At 56.7% G+C, this 17,504-nt stretch carries 13 protein-coding genes; 9 read left to right on the top strand and 4 right to left on the bottom strand.

Annotated features, from left to right (window positions below; all coding sequences use genetic code 11):
• Positions 1 to 14 precede the first annotated feature (14 nt).
• Positions 15 to 983: a thioredoxin-disulfide reductase gene (gene trxB, locus OQV00_RS17585; protein ID WP_004860029.1), complete on the bottom strand. Its 969-nt coding sequence runs from the start codon at positions 981 to 983 to the stop codon at positions 15 to 17.
• A 535-nt stretch (positions 984 to 1,518) separates the two neighbouring features.
• Between trxB and lrp the strand changes: the two genes are divergently transcribed.
• The 9 genes from lrp (at position 1,519) to OQV00_RS17540 (ending at position 15,238) form a co-directional block, all read left to right on the top strand.
• Positions 1,519 to 2,013 (top strand): leucine-responsive transcriptional regulator Lrp, encoded by a 495-nt coding sequence (lrp, locus tag OQV00_RS17580; protein WP_000228469.1) that lies wholly within the window; start codon positions 1,519 to 1,521, stop codon positions 2,011 to 2,013.
• 135 nt (positions 2,014 to 2,148) lie between these two features.
• A complete protein-coding gene (gene ftsK, locus OQV00_RS17575) occupies positions 2,149 to 6,216 on the top strand; it encodes a DNA translocase FtsK (protein WP_266279108.1) in 4,068 nt (1,355 codons plus the stop codon).
• 123 nt (positions 6,217 to 6,339) lie between these two features.
• Positions 6,340 to 6,951, top strand: coding sequence for an outer membrane lipoprotein periplasmic chaperone LolA (lolA, locus tag OQV00_RS17570; RefSeq protein ID WP_004860037.1), 612 nt, complete (start codon positions 6,340 to 6,342; stop codon positions 6,949 to 6,951).
• A gap of 8 nt (positions 6,952 to 6,959) precedes the next feature.
• The gene (gene rarA / locus OQV00_RS17565) at positions 6,960 to 8,303 is read left to right on the top strand and encodes a replication-associated recombination protein RarA (RefSeq protein WP_015584803.1); all 1,344 of its coding nucleotides are present in this window, start codon (positions 6,960 to 6,962) and stop codon (positions 8,301 to 8,303) included.
• 91 nt (positions 8,304 to 8,394) lie between these two features.
• Positions 8,395 to 9,687 carry a serine--tRNA ligase gene (serS, locus tag OQV00_RS17560; RefSeq protein WP_004860040.1) on the top strand — a complete coding sequence of 431 codons (1,293 nt, stop codon included), beginning with the start codon at positions 8,395 to 8,397 and terminating at the stop codon, positions 9,685 to 9,687.
• A 199-nt stretch (positions 9,688 to 9,886) separates the two neighbouring features.
• On the top strand, positions 9,887 to 12,325 hold the full coding sequence (gene dmsA, locus OQV00_RS17555) for a dimethylsulfoxide reductase subunit A (RefSeq protein ID WP_088884084.1): 2,439 nt from the start codon (positions 9,887 to 9,889) through the stop codon (positions 12,323 to 12,325).
• Between the two features lie 10 nt (positions 12,326 to 12,335).
• A complete protein-coding gene (locus tag OQV00_RS17550) occupies positions 12,336 to 12,953 on the top strand; it encodes a DMSO/selenate family reductase complex B subunit (RefSeq protein ID WP_015584801.1) in 618 nt (205 codons plus the stop codon).
• Position 12,954: 1 nt separating this feature from the next.
• Entirely contained in the window at positions 12,955 to 13,818 is an 864-nt protein-coding gene (locus OQV00_RS17545; protein ID WP_004860046.1) for a dimethyl sulfoxide reductase anchor subunit family protein, read from the top strand.
• 271 nt (positions 13,819 to 14,089) lie between these two features.
• Entirely contained in the window at positions 14,090 to 15,238 is a 1,149-nt protein-coding gene (locus tag OQV00_RS17540; RefSeq protein ID WP_015584800.1) for an MFS transporter, read from the top strand.
• Between the two features lie 56 nt (positions 15,239 to 15,294).
• On the opposite strand, the gene OQV00_RS17535 is transcribed toward OQV00_RS17540, so the two are convergent.
• Genes OQV00_RS17535 through OQV00_RS17525 form a run of 3 tightly spaced genes read right to left on the bottom strand, consistent with a single transcriptional unit; the run spans position 15,295 to position 17,496 of the window.
• Positions 15,295 to 15,735: a PTS sugar transporter subunit IIA gene (locus OQV00_RS17535; protein ID WP_004860048.1), complete on the bottom strand. Its 441-nt coding sequence runs from the start codon at positions 15,733 to 15,735 to the stop codon at positions 15,295 to 15,297.
• Positions 15,736 to 15,787: 52 nt separating this feature from the next.
• Entirely contained in the window at positions 15,788 to 16,699 is a 912-nt protein-coding gene (locus OQV00_RS17530; RefSeq protein WP_032716977.1) for a transketolase family protein, read from the bottom strand.
• On the bottom strand, positions 16,699 to 17,496 hold the full coding sequence (locus OQV00_RS17525) for a transketolase (RefSeq protein ID WP_004860052.1): 798 nt from the start codon (positions 17,494 to 17,496) through the stop codon (positions 16,699 to 16,701). The genes OQV00_RS17530 and OQV00_RS17525 overlap by 1 nt, the downstream gene beginning before the upstream one ends.
• Between the last annotated feature and the right edge of the window lie 8 nt (positions 17,497 to 17,504).

The following is a 17,504-nucleotide window of genomic DNA, read 5'->3' as shown; positions in this document are numbered from 1 at the left end:
CTGACTTGTAAAGATTATTTGCACGCGTCAGCTAAACCATCAAGATAACGTTCAGCATCCAGCGCCGCCATACAGCCGGTACCGGCAGAGGTGATGGCCTGGCGATAGATATGGTCCATCACATCACCCGCGGCGAATACGCCCGGAATGCTGGTCTGGGTGGCATTGCCGTGGATCCCGGACTGCACTTTGATATAGCCGTTTTCCAGCGCCAGCTGGCCTTCGAAAATGGCCGTGTTGGGGCTGTGGCCAATCGCGACAAACAGACCCGCGACCTCCAGAGACTCGACATTGTCGGCATTCTGCGTATCACGCAGACGCAGACCGCTGACGCCCATCTGGTCGCCCGTCACTTCTTCCAGCGTGCGATGGGTATGCAGCACGATATTACCGTTGGCCACTTTATCCATCAGACGATTAATCAGGATTTTTTCCGCGCGGAAGGTATCACGGCGGTGAATCAGGTGGACTTCGGACGCGATGTTAGAGAGGTACAGGGCTTCTTCCACCGCGGTATTGCCGCCGCCAATGACGGCCACTTTCTGGTTGCGATAGAAGAATCCGTCGCAGGTTGCGCAGGCGGATACGCCGCGTCCTTTGAACGCTTCTTCTGACGGTAGCCCCAGATAGCGTGCTGAAGCGCCGGTGGCGATAATCAGCGCGTCACAGGTGTACTCGCCGCTGTCGCCGACCAGGCGGAAAGGACGGTTTTGCAGATCGACGCTATTGATATGGTCGAAAATAATTTCGGTATCAAATTTCGTCGCATGTTCGTGCATACGTTCCATCAGCAGCGGCCCGGTCAGATCGTTGGGATCGCCCGGCCAGTTTTCCACTTCCGTGGTGGTGGTCAGCTGACCGCCTTTTTCCATGCCGGTAATCAGTACCGGCTGCAGGTTTGCGCGCGCGGCGTAGACTGCAGCGGTATATCCCGCAGGTCCAGAACCAAGAATAAGCAGTTTACTGTGTTTGGTCGTGCCCATGAGATCCCCATAATTTATTGGCATACATTGGGCTGGATTGTAGGGAATTTGTTGTCGTAAAAAAAGAGCGCAGCAGTTTTGTTAACGATATGTGCAATAGAGGCCGCCAATGAACTGGCGATTTTACGTGCGAAGAATATAACTAATTCTACTGTCGGCAGGACAATTATAAGAGGAAAACATGAGAATCACCGGGGGTGGATAATGAATATCTGGCATCTTGTACTAAAAATCGATGTTTTGCTTTGACAATCCCCTGTGCTTTTGCGAAAACATTCATGGAAGACAAAAAGCAGTGTTTCGCGTGCGGCGAATTTTCATGCACGCAAATGCCATTTTTATCCGGGTTAGCGAAATCTACGCATGGTGTGGACAGACGCCATGCGTGATGTCGGTGGCTGCCGTCAGGCAACGGGCTTCTCACGTACCCCTGGGGTTACTCGATGTCGTATACGGGTAAGAACAGGATGGACTCGGGCAGTGAAGGCTCTGAGTCGGAACAGGAGTAGGGAAGGAATACAGAGAGACAATAATAATGGTAGATAGCAAGAAGCGCCCTGGCAAAGATCTCGACCGCATCGATCGTAATATTTTGAATGAGCTTCAAAAAGACGGGCGTATTTCAAACGTCGAACTTTCTAAACGGGTGGGACTTTCCCCGACGCCTTGCCTTGAGCGCGTGCGTCGACTGGAAAGACAGGGTTTTATTCAGGGCTATACGGCGCTGCTCAACCCGCACTATCTGGATGCATCACTTCTGGTATTTGTTGAGATTACTCTGAATCGTGGCGCGCCGGATGTGTTTGAGCAATTTAACGCCGCTGTGCAAAAACTTGAAGAAATTCAAGAGTGTCATCTGGTATCCGGTGATTTCGACTATCTGTTGAAAACCCGCGTGCCGGATATGTCAGCGTATCGCAAATTACTGGGCGAGACCCTGCTACGTCTGCCGGGCGTGAACGACACCCGTACCTACGTGGTAATGGAAGAAGTCAAGCAAAGTAATCGTCTGGTAATTAAGACGCGCTAACACGGAACAGGTGCAAAATCGACGTAGTTTGATTACACTCCTGTTAATCCATACAGCAACAGTGCCGGGGTGACCCGGCACTGTTGTCCGTTTTAGCAGCAGGCAGGAAACAGCCTGATACCTGGAGAGCCTTTTTTGAGCCAGGAATACACCGAAGACAAAGAAGTCAAACTGACCAAGTTAAGCAGCGGGCGCCGACTCCTTGAGGCGTTACTCATCCTTTGCTCCCTGTTTGCCATCTGGCTGATGGCGGCATTACTGAGCTTTAATCCCTCGGATCCTAGCTGGTCGCAAACGGCCTGGCACGAACCTATTCATAACATAGGTGGCATTCCGGGAGCCTGGCTTGCCGATACGCTATTTTTCATTTTTGGCGTAATGGCTTACACCATTCCCGTAATTATTATCGGCGGCTGCTGGTTCGCCTGGCGTAATCAGGCCAGCGACGAGTACATCGACTACTTCGCCGTATCGCTACGCTTAATTGGCGCACTGGCGCTGATTCTGACCTCCTGCGGCCTGGCCGCGATTAACGCCGATGATATCTGGTATTTTGCCTCCGGCGGCGTGATCGGCAGTTTGCTGAGCACCACTCTGCAACCGTTGCTGCACAGCAGCGGCGGCACTATTGCGCTGCTGTGCATCTGGGCGGCAGGTTTAACGCTGTTTACCGGTTGGTCATGGGTCAGCATTGCCGAAAAACTCGGCGGTGCGATTTTGTCTGTTCTGACATTCGCCAGTAACCGTACCCGTCGGGACGATACCTGGGTGGAAGAGGACGAATACGAAGACGAAGACGATGAAGACGACTACGACGACGCCGTGAAGCCGCAGGAATCTCGTCGTGCGCGCATTTTACGCAGCGCGCTCGCGCGCCGTCAGCGTCTGGCGGAGAAATTCTCCAATCCGATGGGGCGTAAAACCGATGCCGCGCTGTTCTCTGGCAAACGTATGGATGATGCCGAAGAGGATGTACAGTTCAGCGCCAACGGGGCGCCCGTAGCGGCGGACGATGTACTCTTTTCGGGTTCCAGCGCCGCACGTTCAGGCGATGCTGACGATGTGCTGTTCTCTGGCGCCAGCGCGGCGCGGCCGGGAGATTTTGACCCTTACGATCCGCTATTAAATGGTCACAGCATTGCCGACCCGCTGGCTGCAGCAGCTGCTGCCACCGCAGCGCCACAGGCATGGGCTGAACCGGTAGCTGAGCACGTGCCGCAGCCGTCTTATCCGCAGCATCAGGCATATCAGCCTGAGCAGGCGCCGGTACAGCAGGCGGTTTACCAGCCGGAGCCGTCTTATCCGCAGCATCAGGCGTACCAGCCTGAGCAGGCGCCGGTACAGCAGCCGGTTTACCAGCCGGAGCCGTCTTATCCGCAGCATCAGGCGTACCAGCCTGAGCAGGCGCCGGTACAGCAGCCGGTTTACCAGCCGGAGCCGTCCTACCCGCAGCATCAGGCGTACCAGCCCGAGCAGGCGCCGGTGCAGCAGCCGGTTTACCAGCCGGAGCCGTCCTACCCGCAGCATCAGGCGTACCAGCCTGAGCAGGCGCCGGTACAGCAGCCGGTTTACCAGCCGGAGCCGTCCTACCCGCAGCATCAGGCGTACCAGCCTGAGCAGGCGCCGGTGCAGCAGCCGGTTTACCAGCCGGAGTCACCAGCTCCTGCCGTAACGCCTGAGGCTCCGCAGGAAGAGGTGAAGCCACAGCGTCCGCCAATGTATTATTTTGAAGAGGTCGAAGAGAAGCGCGCGCGCGAGCGCGAGCAGCTGGCCGCCTGGTATCAGCCGATCCCTGAACCAGCAAGCCCGGTCGCCACGCGTCCTGTTACACCGCCACCGGTCTCTCCGGTCGAAGCCGCAGCGGTGACCACCCTCGCCGCCGGCGTACACCAGGCGACGAGCGCGGGTGCAACCGCGGCGACGGTCGCTTCCACCGCGTCATCCGCTGCACCGCTGTTCAGTCCGGCATCCGGTGGCCCGCGTGCGCAGGTGAAAGAGGGGATTGGTCCAAAACTGCCGCGTCCTAATCATGTCCGCGTCCCTACGCGCCGTGAGCTGGCATCGTATGGTATTAAACTGCCGTCACAACGTATGGCTGAAGAACGGGCGCGTAAAGCTGAACTCAATCAGGCCTATGACGACGAGCCGTTAACGGATGAAGAAGCGGATGCGCTGGAACAGGACGAACTGGCTCGCCAGTTTGCCGCCACCCAGCAGCAGCGTTACGGCGAAGTCTACGCGCAGGATGAAGAGGATGACTCCGCAGCTGAAGCTGAACTGGCCCGTCAGTTTGCGGCGTCGCAGCAGCAGCGCTACAGCAGCGAACAGCCGCAGGGCGCAACGCCGTTCTCTCCTGCGGATTATGATTTCTCGCCGATGAAAGCGCTGGTCGATGACGGTCCGAGCGAACCGCTGTTCACACCGCTGCCGGAGACACCGCCGCCGGTGCAGCAGTACCAGCAGCCGGCACAGCAGCAACCGGTTCAACAGTATCAACAGCCGGTGCCGTCGTCGCTGGTACAACAACCGTATCAGCAGCCTGTGCAGCCGGCTCAACCTCCGCAGATGGCGCAGCAGCATCAGCCTGCCGCACAGAGCTATCAGCCGCAGCAAGCCCATCAGGGCCACATGCCGCAGCAGACAGCCCCGGTGCCGTCGCAGGATAGCCTGATTCATCCGCTGCTGATGCGTAACGGCAACAGCCAGCCGATGCAACGGCCGACAACGCCGCTGCCGTCGTTGGATCTGCTGACCCCGCCGCCGAGCGAAGTCGAGCCGGTGGATACCTTCGCGCTGGAGCAAATGGCGCGCCTGGTTGAGGCTCGTCTGGCTGACTTCCGCATTAAAGCCGATGTGGTGAACTACTCGCCAGGCCCGGTTATCACCCGCTTCGAACTGAATCTGGCGCCAGGCGTGAAGGCCGCGCGGATTTCAAACCTTTCGCGTGACCTGGCCCGCTCCTTGTCCACCATTGCGGTGCGCGTCGTGGAAGTCATTCCGGGTAAACCGTACGTGGGTCTGGAACTGCCGAATAAAAAACGCCAGACCGTTTATCTGCGAGAAGTGCTGGATAACACGAAATTCCGCGATAACCCGTCGCCGCTTACCGTGGTGCTGGGGAAAGACATCGCCGGCGATCCGGTCGTTGCCGATCTGGCAAAAATGCCGCACCTGCTGGTTGCCGGTACCACTGGTTCCGGTAAATCGGTTGGGGTGAATGCCATGATCCTCAGCATGCTTTATAAAGCGCAGCCGGAAGATGTGCGCTTCATTATGATCGACCCGAAAATGCTTGAACTGTCGGTCTATGAAGGGATCCCGCATCTGCTGACCGAAGTCGTTACCGATATGAAAGACGCCGCTAACGCACTGCGCTGGAGCGTGAATGAAATGGAGCGTCGTTATAAGCTGATGTCGGCGCTGGGCGTGCGTAACCTCGCGGGTTACAACGAGAAAATCGCCGAAGCGGCGCGGATGGGCCGTCCGATTCCGGATCCGTACTGGAAACCGGGCGACAGCATGGACGCCGTGCATCCGGTGCTGGAAAAACTGCCGTATATCGTTGTTCTGGTGGATGAATTCGCCGACCTGATGATGACTGTCGGCAAAAAGGTCGAAGAGCTGATTGCGCGTCTGGCGCAGAAAGCGCGTGCGGCGGGTATTCACCTTGTGCTGGCAACGCAGCGTCCGTCGGTTGACGTGATTACCGGTCTTATTAAAGCGAACATTCCGACGCGTATCGCGTTCACCGTCTCGAGCAAAATTGACTCGCGTACCATCCTCGATCAGGGCGGCGCGGAATCACTGCTGGGGATGGGGGATATGCTTTACTCCGGGCCGAACTCGACCATGCCGGTTCGTGTACACGGCGCGTTTGTTCGCGACCAGGAAGTCCACGCTGTGGTTCAGGACTGGAAAGCGCGCGGGCGTCCGCAGTATGTTGACGGCATTACATCAGATAGCGAAAGCGAAGGCGGCAGCGGCGGCTTTGACGGTGGTGAAGAGCTGGATCCGTTGTTCGATCAGGCGGTGAACTTCGTCACTGAAAAACGTAAAGCCTCTATTTCCGGCGTTCAGCGTCAGTTCCGCATCGGATATAACCGTGCGGCACGTATTATCGAACAGATGGAAGCGCAGGGTATTGTCAGCGAGCAGGGCCATAATGGTAACCGCGAAGTGCTGGCGCCGCCTCCCTTCGAGTAAGTGCAAAGTTGGGTAAATAAGCGCAAAATCAGCCTGTTCTGCTGTTCCGTCGTGCCAGGCGGTCCTACATTAGGAGGCAGAAGAGGCTCCCGCGTCGGGAGTGACGCACATTAAGGAATAACAATGAAAAAACTCGCAATCACCTGTGCATTACTGTCTGGATTTGTCGTGAGCCAGGTTTGGGCGGATGCCGCCAGTGATTTGAAAAGCCGCCTCGATAAAGTGAGCAGCTTCCATGCCAGCTTCACCCAAAAAGTGACCGATGGCAGCGGTAACGCCGTACAGGACGGGCAGGGCGACCTGTGGGTTAAACGTCCGAATCTGTTTAACTGGCATATGACCCAGCCGGATGAAAGCATTCTGGTCTCTGACGGGAAAACCCTGTGGTTCTACAACCCGTTTGTCGAGCAGGCAACCGTCACCTGGCTGAAAGACGCTACCAGCAACACGCCGTTTATGCTGATTGCCCGCAACCAGTCCAACGACTGGCAGCAGTACAACATCAAGCAGAACGGCGATGATTTTGTTCTGACGCCGAAAAGCGGCGGCGGCAACCTGAAGCAGTTTACGATTAACGTTGGCCGCGACGGGACCATCCATCAGTTCAGCGCGGTAGAGCAGGATGACCAGCGCAGCAGCTACCAGCTGAAGTCTCAGCAAAACGGTGCGGTCGATGCATCTAAGTTCACCTTTACACCGCCGAAAGGGGTGACGGTGGACGATCAACGTAAGTAGAGGCGAATGTGAGCAATCTGTCGCTCGATTTTTCCGACAATGCGTTTCAACCTCTGGCCGCCCGCATGCGGCCAGAAAATTTAGCGCAGTACATAGGCCAGCAGCATCTGCTGGCGCCGGGGAAACCTTTGCCGCGGGCGATTGAGGCCGGGCATCTGCATTCGATGATCTTATGGGGGCCGCCTGGCACCGGCAAAACTACGCTGGCTGAAGTGATTGCTCGCTATGCCAGCGCCGATGTTGAACGGATCTCGGCGGTGACCTCCGGCGTAAAAGAGATCCGCGAAGCGATCGAGCGCGCGAGGCAGAACCGCAATGCCGGACGCCGCACGATTCTATTCGTTGACGAAGTCCATCGTTTCAATAAAAGCCAGCAGGATGCGTTTTTACCGCATATTGAAGACGGCACCATCACCTTCATCGGCGCGACGACGGAAAACCCCTCTTTTGAACTCAATTCCGCATTGCTATCCCGGGCGCGAGTGTATCTGCTGAAATCGTTGTCCAGCGAGGATATTGAGCATGTGCTCACGCAGGCGATGAACGATAAAGATCGTGGCTATGGCGGGCAAAATATCGTGCTGCCGGATGATACCCGCCAGGCTATCGCCGGGCTGGTTAACGGCGATGCGCGCCGGGCGCTTAATACGCTGGAAATGATGGCCGATATGGCAGAGACGGATGCCTCCGGCAACCGGGTGCTGAAAGCGGAACTGCTGACTGAAATTGCCGGTGAACGCAGCGCGCGGTTTGATAATAAAGGCGATCGTTTCTACGATTTGATTTCCGCGCTGCACAAGTCCGTTCGCGGCAGCGCGCCGGATGCGGCGCTGTACTGGTACGCACGAATCATCACCGCCGGCGGCGATCCGCTGTATGTGGCCCGACGCTGCCTGGCGATCGCTTCCGAAGATGTCGGAAATGCTGACCCGCGAGCCATGCAGGTCGCGCTCTCTGCCTGGGATTGTTTTACCCGCGTAGGGCCAGCGGAGGGCGAGCGTGCTATTGCGCAGGCCATCGTTTATCTCGCCTGCGCGCCGAAAAGCAACGCGGTCTACACCGCATTTAAAGCCGCCATGGCCGATGCCCGCGAGCGTCCTGATTACGATGTGCCGGTGCACCTGCGCAACGCGCCAACCCGCCTGATGAAAGAGATGGGCTATGGGCAGGAGTATCGCTATGCCCATGATGAGCCAAACGCCTATGCTGCCGGGGAAGCCTATTTCCCGCAGGAAATGGCCCAAACTCGTTATTATCGGCCTACAAATCGGGGGCTGGAGGGGAAAATTGGCGAAAAGCTCGCCTGGCTTACCGAACAGGATCAAAATAGCCCCATAAAACGCTACCGCTAACAGAGACGTTGCGGTAAGGTTATCAAGATATCCCGGTGGTCGTAGTCTGCGGCCACTTTTCTTTTATTTATTCGATAAGCACAGGATAAGCATGCTCGATCCCAATCTGCTGCGTACCGAGCCAGACGCAGTCGCTGAAAAACTGGCACGCCGGGGCTTTAAGCTGGATGTAGATAAACTGCGCGCTCTGGAAGAGCGTCGTAAAGTTCTGCAGGTTGAAACAGAAAACCTGCAGGCGGAGCGTAACTCCCGATCGAAATCCATTGGCCAGGCGAAAGCGCGCGGGGAAGATATCGAGCCATTACGCCTGGAAGTCAACAAACTGGGCGAACAGCTGGATGCGGCGAAAGCCGAGCTGGACGTGTTACTGGCAGAGATCCGCGATATCGCGCTGACTATCCCTAATATTCCGCACGACGACGTTCCGGCCGGTCGCGACGAAAACGACAACGTTGAAGTCAGCCGCTGGGGTACGCCGCGCGAGTTCGATTTTGACGTCCGCGATCACGTGACGCTGGGCGAAATGCACGGTGGGCTGGACTTTGCCGCAGCCGTTAAGCTGACCGGTTCCCGTTTTGTGGTGATGAAAGGGCAACTGGCCCGTCTGCACCGTGCGCTGGCGCAGTTCATGCTGGATCTGCATACCGAACAGCACGGCTACAGTGAAAACTATGTACCGTACCTGGTCAACCAGGATACGCTGTACGGTACCGGTCAGCTGCCGAAATTTGCCGGCGATCTGTTCCATACGCGTCCGCTGGAAGAAGAAGCCGACAGCAGCAACTATGCGTTGATTCCAACTGCGGAAGTACCGCTGACCAACCTCGTTCGCGATGAGATCATTGACGAAGACGATCTGCCGATCAAAATGACCGCTCACACGCCGTGTTTCCGTTCTGAAGCGGGCTCCTATGGTCGTGATACCCGTGGTCTGATTCGTATGCATCAGTTCGACAAAGTGGAAATGGTGCAGATCGTGCGTCCGGAAGATTCGATGGCGGCGCTGGAAGAGATGACCGGCCATGCGGAAAAAGTTCTGCAGTTGCTGGGTCTGCCATACCGCAAAGTGGCGCTCTGCACCGGCGATATGGGCTTCAGCGCATGCAAAACGTATGATCTGGAAGTCTGGGTTCCGGCACAGAACACCTATCGTGAAATCTCCTCCTGCTCTAACGTCTGGGACTTCCAGGCGCGTCGTATGCAGGCACGCTGCCGCAGCAAGTCCGACAAGAAAACCCGTCTGGTGCATACGCTGAACGGCTCCGGGCTGGCGGTAGGTCGTACCCTGGTTGCGCTGATGGAAAACTATCAGCAGGCGGATGGCCGTATCGAAATCCCGGAAATTCTGCGCCCCTATATGCGTGGCCTCGAATTTATCGGCTGATTTTTTTACCTGTTTCTCAAAAGCGCCTCCGGGCGCTTTTTTTATCCCCTTATTGATGCCGGGCAATAATCCCTCCGGTGATTCCCCCCATACTCCCTTGGTGTTAACGCAGCATAAAAAACTATAAAAGATTAAATTCGTTATATATGTATCTATATAACGATTGTCAGTGAATTGTGAGCAACCAAAGCGAGTATCCATGAAAATTAAAGCCCCCGATGCTTTACTGGCTGCCGAAGTAAGCCGGCGTGGTTTAATGAAAACCACGGCAATTGGCGGTCTGGCGATGGCCAGCAGCGCATTTACCCTACCGTTTACACGCATTGCCCATGCTGCCGACGCTCTGGCGCCGGTGAATGAAACCGTCACCTGGAGTGCCTGTACCGTGAACTGCGGCAGCCGCTGTCCGCTGCGGATGCATGTGGTTGATGGTGAAATTAAATACGTTGAAACGGATAATACCGGCGATGACAACTATGATGGCCTGCATCAGGTACGCGCCTGTCTGCGCGGGCGTTCCATGCGTCGCCGTGTCTACAACCCCGATCGTCTGAAGTATCCCATGAAGCGCGTTGGCAAGCGCGGGGAAGGAAAATTTGAGCGCATCAGCTGGGAAGAAGCATTCGATACTATCGCCAGCAATATGCAGCGCCTGATTAAAGATTACGGTAACGAATCGATCTATCTGAACTACGGGACCGGAACTCTTGGCGGCACCATGACCCGCTCCTGGCCACCGGGGAAAACGCTCATTGCGCGTCTGATGAATTGCTGCGGCGGTTACCTTAACCACTATGGTGATTATTCATCGGCGCAAATAGCCGCGGGTCTGAATTACACCTACGGCGGCTGGGCCGACGGTAACAGCCCGTCGGATATCGAAAACAGTCAACTGGTGGTGCTGTTCGGTAACAACCCCGGTGAAACGCGGATGAGCGGCGGCGGGGTAACGTACTACCTGGAACAAGCGCGGCAAAAATCCAACGCCCGGATGATCATTGTCGATCCGCGTTACACCGATACCGGCGCCGGCCGTGAAGATGAGTGGATACCGATTCGCCCCGGTACCGACGCCGCGCTGGTTTCCGCGCTCGCCTGGGTGATGATCACCGAAAACCTGGTCGATCAGCCGTTCCTCGATAAATACTGCGTCGGCTATGACGAGAAAACGTTGCCTGCCGATGCGCCGGCCAACGGTCACTACAAGGCTTACATCCTCGGTCAGGGTAGGGACGGCACTGCCAAAACGCCGCAGTGGGCATCGACTATCACCGGGATTCCGGTCGAGCGTATTGTGCAGCTGGCACGCGAAATTGCGACAGCCAAACCTGCCTTTATCAGCCAGGGCTGGGGGCCGCAGCGCCACGCGAATGGTGAAATCGCCACCCGGGCTATCTCGATGCTGTCGATTCTGACCGGAAACGTTGGCATCAACGGAGGGAATACCGGCGCGCGTGAAGGTTCTTACGACCTGCCTTTTGAACGTATGCCGACGCTGGAGAACCCCGTTGAGACCAGTATCTCCATGTTTATGTGGACCGATGCGATTGAACGTGGCCCGGAGATGACGGCGCTGCGTGACGGCGTGCGCGGTAAAGATAAACTGGAGGTCCCGATCAAAATGATCTGGAACTATGCCGGTAACTGTCTGATTAACCAGCACTCTGATATCAACCGCACCCATGAAATCCTGCAGGATGATAAGAAGTGCGAGATGATCGTGGTGATCGACTGCCACATGACCTCGTCGGCAAAATATGCCGATATTCTGCTGCCGGACTGCACTGCTTCCGAGCAGATGGACTTCGCGCTGGATGCTTCATGCGGCAACATGTCCTACGTCATCTTCACCGACCAGGTGATTAAACCGCGTTTTGAGTGCAAAACGATTTATGACATGACGACGGAACTGGCAAAACGCATGGGCGTGGAGCAGAAGTTTACCGAAGGCCGTACCCAGGAAGGCTGGATGCGTTATCTGCACGAACTTTCCCGCAAGGCTATCCCGGATTTGCCGGACTTCGATACCTTCCGTCAGCAGGGGATTTACAAGCAGCGCGACCCGGAAGGGCATCATGTTGCCTATAAGGCATTCCGTGACAATCCGCAGGCAAATCCGCTGGAGACCCCGTCGGGCAAAATTGAGATCTATTCCCAGGCGCTGGCGCAAATTGCCGCCACCTGGGAACTCCCCGAAGGCGATGTGATCGATCCGCTGCCGATTTATACGCCAGGTTTTGAAAACTATAACGATCCGCTGACGGCGAAATTCCCGCTGCAGCTGACCGGTTTTCACTACAAGTCGCGCGTTCACTCCACCTACGGCAACGTCGATGTGCTGAAGGCCGCCTGTCGTCAGGAGATGTGGATTAACCCACTCGATGCGAAACAACGCGGCATTGCCAACGGCGATCGCATCCGTATTTACAACGATCGCGGTGAAGTGCATATCGAAGCCAAAGTGACGCCGCGAATGATGCCTGGCGTTGTCGCGCTGGGTGAGGGCGCCTGGTATAACCCGGACGCAGGACGCGTGGATCAGGCGGGGAGCATCAACGTGCTCACCACCCAACGCCCGTCGCCTTTGGCGAAAGGTAACCCATCGCACACGAACCTGGTCCAGGTTGAAAAGCTGTAAGGAATAACCGATGACAACTCAATACGGATTTTTTATCGATTCTGCTCGTTGTACCGGTTGTAAAACCTGCGAGCTGGCCTGTAAAGACTTCAAGAACTTAACGCCGGACGTTAGCTTCCGCCGCATTTATGAATATGCGGGCGGTGACTGGCAGGAGGATAACGGCGTCTGGCATCAGAACGTCTTTGCCTATTACTTATCCATCGCCTGTAACCATTGCGAAGACCCGGCCTGTACCAAAGTGTGCCCGAGCGGCGCTATGCATAAACGCGATGACGGTTTTGTCGTGGTTGATGAAGATGTGTGCATCGGCTGTCGCTATTGCCATATGGCCTGCCCGTACGGTGCGCCGCAGTATAATGCGGCGAAAGGGCATATGACCAAGTGTGATGGCTGTTACCAGCGCGTTGCCGAGGGTAAAAAACCGATTTGCGTCGAATCCTGCCCGCTGCGCGCGCTGGACTTTGGCCCGATCGAAGAACTGCGTAAGAAACACGGCGAACTGGCTGCGGTTGCGCCGCTGCCATCCGCGCACTTTACCAAACCCAGTATTGTCATCAAACCGAACGCCAATAGTCGTCCGTGCGGTGATACAACCGGCTATCTGGCCAACCCGAAGGAGGTGTGAGATGGGAAGTGGATGGCATGAATGGCCGCTGATGATCTTCACGGTCTTTGGACAATGTGTGGCGGGCGGTTTTATCGTCCTGGCACTGGCGCTGATGAAAGGTGGTTTGTCGAATGAGCAGCAGCAGCGCGTAGTGCTGAGCATGTTTGGCTTGTGGGTGCTGATGGGGATTGGGTTTATCGCCTCAACGATGCACCTGGGATCGCCGATGCGGGCTTTTAACTCGCTTAACCGGATTGGTGCGTCGTCGTTAAGTAACGAAATTGCCAGCGGAGCCCTCTTTTTCGCCGTCGGCGGAATTGGCTGGCTGCTGGCGGTGGTGAAGAAGCTGCCGGCCGGGCTGCGCAGCCTCTGGCTGGTCGCGACGATGGTGCTGGGTATTCTCTTCGTCTGGATGATGGTGCGGGTGTATAACACCATTGATACCGTACCGACCTGGTATACCGTCTGGACGCCGCTGAGCTTCTTCCTGACGCTGTTTCTCGGCGGCCCGCTGCTGGGCTATCTGCTGCTGCGCGTGGCGGGCGTTGACGGTTGGGCGATGCGTCTGTTGCCGGTGGTCACGCTGCTGGCGCTGGTGGCCAGCGTTATTGTGGCCCTGATGCAAGGCAGCGAGCTGCCGATGATCCACAGCTCTATTCAGCAGGCCTCCGCGCTGGTGCCGGATTATGGCTCACTGATGGCCTGGCGTGTGGTTGCGCTGGTGCTGGCTCTGGCATGCTGGGTTGTTCCGCTGCTCAAAGGCTATCAGCCCGCCGTGCCGCTGTTAAGCCTGGCATTGGTGCTGGTACTGGTCGGCGAGATGGTAGGGCGTGGCATCTTCTACGGTCTGCATATGACGGTCGGCATGGCTATCGCCAGCTGATAAGCTGTTGCGCCAGAACCCCCGGTTCTGGCGCAACAAAAAAGTGCTGTTGATTCATGAAATTTTTCTACTGATATTCCCGCCGTTTATTTTCAATAAATTAATAAAAACAATGGAATAATATAAAGAATAATTCTGTTGTCGCTCCGCTGGATGAAAAACTTCTATCGTTGCCCGTGAAACCGCGTCCCGCCTGATTTCTGGTGGATTGACAATGTTTTTAGCGGTGGCATGATGCGCACGAAATCTAAACTTCCTCACGGTTATATCCATGTCCATCTACACCCGGCCGGTGCAAATGTTGCTCTGCGGCCTGCTTCTGTTGACGCTGGCGATTGCGGTTTTAAATACCCTCGTCCCGCTTTGGCTCGCCCATGAAAATATGCCAACCTGGCAGGTCGGAATGGTGGGCTCGTCCTATTTCACCGGTAACCTGGTCGGGACGCTGCTGGCCGGATGGGTGATTAAGCGTCTGGGATTTAACCGTAGCTATTATCTTGCGTCGCTGATCTTTGCGGTGGGCTGCGTCGGACTTGGTATTACCCTCGGTTTCTGGACCTGGTTCAGCTGGCGCTTTCTCGCCGGCGTCGGCTGCGCGATGATTTGGGTAGTGGTCGAAAGCGCGCTGGTTTGCAGCGGAACGTCGCGTAGCCGCGGTCGTCTGCTGGCCGCCTATATGATGGTTTACTATGTGGGAACCGTGCTGGGTCAGCTGATGGTCAGCAAACTGCCGACGGATCTAATGAGCGTGCTGCCGTGGGTGACCGCGCTGACGCTGGCGGCGATTCTGCCGCTGCTGTTTACCCGCGTCGTGAATCAAAGTGATGAACAGCATGAGCCGGCGCGGATCTGGCCAATGCTCAGGCTGCGTCAGGCCCGCCATGGCGTGAACGGCTGCATTATCTCCGGGATTGTTCTTGGGTCGCTGTATGGATTGATGCCGCTGTGGTTGAACCATCAGGGCGTCAGTGACTCCGGCATTGGTTTCTGGATGGCGGTTATGGTCAGCGCAGGTATTTTGGGCCAGTGGCCGATCGGCCGTATGGCCGACCGCTATGGTCGCTTGCTGGTGTTGCGCGTTCAGGTTTTTGTGGTGATTTTAGGCTGCCTGGCAATGCTTAGCGGCGCGGCAATGGCTCCGGCGCTGTTTATCCTTGGCGCATCGGGCTTCACGCTGTACCCGGTGGCAATGGCCTGGGCCTGTGAGAAAGTCGAGCGCCATCAGCTGGTCGCCATGAACCAGGCGCTGTTGATGAGCTATACCGTCGGCAGCCTGCTCGGGCCAACCTTCACCGCCATGCTGATGCAGAACTTTTCCGACAACCTGCTATTTATCATGATTGCCAGCGTGTCGTTTATTTATCTGCTGACGCTGCTGCGTAAAGCCGGTCATCATCCGACGCCGGTGGCGCACGCGTAATTTTTCTTCCGGCCTTCGCTACGGTGATAATCAAAGGGGACGTTGTCCCCTTTGATTTATTTACCGCCAGCGACGAGCGCATCAAGCTGGCTCTGATGCTCCACCCTGGTGAGCCGATGCAGCCGATCCCCCTCATCCAGCCAGCAGACTAATCGCTGGATCGTCTGAATATGCTGTTCGCTATCGGCCGCGGCCAGGACGATAATCAGCCGTACATCGGGGTGATCGGGAAACGCCACGGCTTCGGCGCAGCAAACCAGTGAGAGCACGCTGTGCGGGCTCAGAACCCCTTCATCCGGGCGGGCGTGCGGGAGGGCAAATTCCGGAGTGAGTATGTACCAGGGGCCATTTTTCTCGGTGGCGCTGATGATGGCATCCGCATAGCCGGCGCTGATTTTCCCCTGCTGCGCCAGCGGACGGCAGGCCAGCTTAATCGCGCCGCGCCAGTCCAGACCACGCTCGGTGTACTGACAAGCGGCAAATAATTTTTCATCCATGTCGGCTCCTCAAATAGCGAGCCGGTCAGTGGGCGACCGGCTCGTGCGACGGTCAGCGAAGCGCGTTATACAGCGCCTCGCCGGAGATGCCGTATTTTGCTTTGAGCTGCCGGCTGTTGCCCGACTCGGTGAAGGTATCCTGCGTTCCCAGGCGCGTCAGGCGCGCCGGATGGGCCGCCTGGGCCATCGCTTCGGCTACCTGGCCGCCAAGGCCGCCGTTTACCGTGTGATTCTCCAGCGTGGCGATCTGCGGACAGTCTGCTACCAGCGCATAAAACTCCTGCTGGTTAAACGGTTTGAGCGTCGCCACGTGGATGAGCTTGCCTTTCTTGCCGCTGGCAACCAGCTTTTCATAGCCTTCGCTGGCCTGTTCCAGCACCGTGCCCTCAAAGAGAATGGCGAACTCGTTGCCGCTGCTGGCGATAGCCGCGATATCGGTGACCCGGGGGATTACGCTCTTATCGCGCACCGGCATCGGTTCACGCGCCACGCGGATATAAACCGGGCCTTTGATTTTTGCCGCCTGCTCAAAGGCGTCGGCTATTTCTTCGGCATCGGCCGGCGTCAGGATCGTCAGGCCCGGCAGCACGCGGGTCAGGGCAAGATCCTCCAGCGCGTGGTGCGAGGCGCCGTCCGGGCCGTCATCCATCCCCGGATGGCTACCCACCAGCTTGACGTTGGCTTTGGCGTAGCAGGCCTGTCGCAGCTGGGTCCATGCCGTCCCCGTCACAAACATCGCAAAATTGACATAGAAGGGGATATAGCCCTCAAGCGCCTGACCCACGGCAAAACTCATCGCTGAACCTTCCGCGATCCCCATTTCGAAGAAGGCCTCCGGGTAGCGCGCCTGAAACTGGTCGGTGCGGGTTGAACTGGCTAAGTCACTATCGATAGCGACGATGGGGTAGCCTTTTTCTTTCAGGGCAATCAGTGCATTACCGATCTCATCACGCGGTGCTTTCATCACTGTAACTCCTCCATTGCCTGCTGGTATTGTTCTGTGGTCGGGGTTTTTGAGTGCCAGTCGCCGTTATTTTCCATATAGCTGACGCCGGATCCCTTGGTGGTATGGGCAACGATGGCCACCGGCTTGCCTTTCAGATGGCGGGAGAGCATCAGGGTGTCGGCCACCTGGTGCATATCATTACCGTTATGCAGCTCCAGCACGTGCCAGCCAAAGCTGCGGATCTTATCCGCCAGCGGCTCGAGATTAACCACCTCATTGACCGGATCGTGGGAAGAGAAGCCGTTGTAATCGATAATCGCGACCAGATTATCCATTTTCATATGCCCGGCCTGCTGTAAGGTTTCCCAGATTTGCCCTTCGTGCATTTCGCCATCGCCGATGATGGCAAATACCCGATGAGGCTCGTCGCGGCGTTTTTTAGCGGCCGCCATACCGAAGGCGACGGATAGCCCCTGGCCGAGCAAACCGGTCGTCGCATCGACATCCGGCAGCGATTTTATGCTGGGGTGTCCCTGCAGGCGCGAATTGATCTGGCGGAAGGTATTGAACTCGCTGCGATCGATTTTCCCTTTTTGGTAAAGCATGGCGTACTGCGCGGCAACGGCGTGCCCTTTGCTCATAACGACGCGCGCGCGGGGCGAGGCCGCCAGGTCAACCTCCTGATAATAGATCCAGGTGAGGATATCGATTATCGATAAGGCGCCGCCCGGGTGGCCAATGCCGGACTCATAAATCATCGTGACAATATCGCGGCGAGCGGCGAGCGCATGGGACTTCAGTTCATCAATGTTCATGTGGTTTC

It is taken from the genome of Klebsiella sp. DY2415, from assembly GCF_026314315.1.
GTDB lineage: Bacteria > Pseudomonadota > Gammaproteobacteria > Enterobacterales > Enterobacteriaceae > Klebsiella > Klebsiella ornithinolytica.
The sequence above is the reverse complement of the archived record's forward strand: the minus strand, read 5'-3'. Positions and strand labels throughout refer to the sequence as shown.

Excerpts from the sequence above, each read along its gene's own strand:
- trxB (WP_004860029.1), bottom strand. The coding sequence starts at position 983 with ATGGGCACGACCAAACACAGTAAACTGCTTATTCTTGGTTCTGGACCT.
- lrp (WP_000228469.1), top strand. The coding sequence starts at position 1,519 with ATGGTAGATAGCAAGAAGCGCCCTGGCAAAGATCTCGACCGCATCGAT.
- lolA (WP_004860037.1), top strand. The coding sequence starts at position 6,340 with ATGAAAAAACTCGCAATCACCTGTGCATTACTGTCTGGATTTGTCGTG.
- serS (WP_004860040.1), top strand. The coding sequence starts at position 8,395 with ATGCTCGATCCCAATCTGCTGCGTACCGAGCCAGACGCAGTCGCTGAA.
- dmsA (WP_088884084.1), top strand. The coding sequence starts at position 9,887 with ATGAAAATTAAAGCCCCCGATGCTTTACTGGCTGCCGAAGTAAGCCGG.
- OQV00_RS17550 (WP_015584801.1), top strand. The coding sequence starts at position 12,336 with ATGACAACTCAATACGGATTTTTTATCGATTCTGCTCGTTGTACCGGT.
- OQV00_RS17545 (WP_004860046.1), top strand. The coding sequence starts at position 12,955 with ATGGGAAGTGGATGGCATGAATGGCCGCTGATGATCTTCACGGTCTTT.
- OQV00_RS17540 (WP_015584800.1), top strand. The coding sequence starts at position 14,090 with ATGTCCATCTACACCCGGCCGGTGCAAATGTTGCTCTGCGGCCTGCTT.
- OQV00_RS17535 (WP_004860048.1), bottom strand. The coding sequence starts at position 15,735 with ATGGATGAAAAATTATTTGCCGCTTGTCAGTACACCGAGCGTGGTCTG.
- OQV00_RS17530 (WP_032716977.1), bottom strand. The coding sequence starts at position 16,699 with ATGAAAGCACCGCGTGATGAGATCGGTAATGCACTGATTGCCCTGAAA.
- OQV00_RS17525 (WP_004860052.1), bottom strand. The coding sequence starts at position 17,496 with ATGAACATTGATGAACTGAAGTCCCATGCGCTCGCCGCTCGCCGCGAT.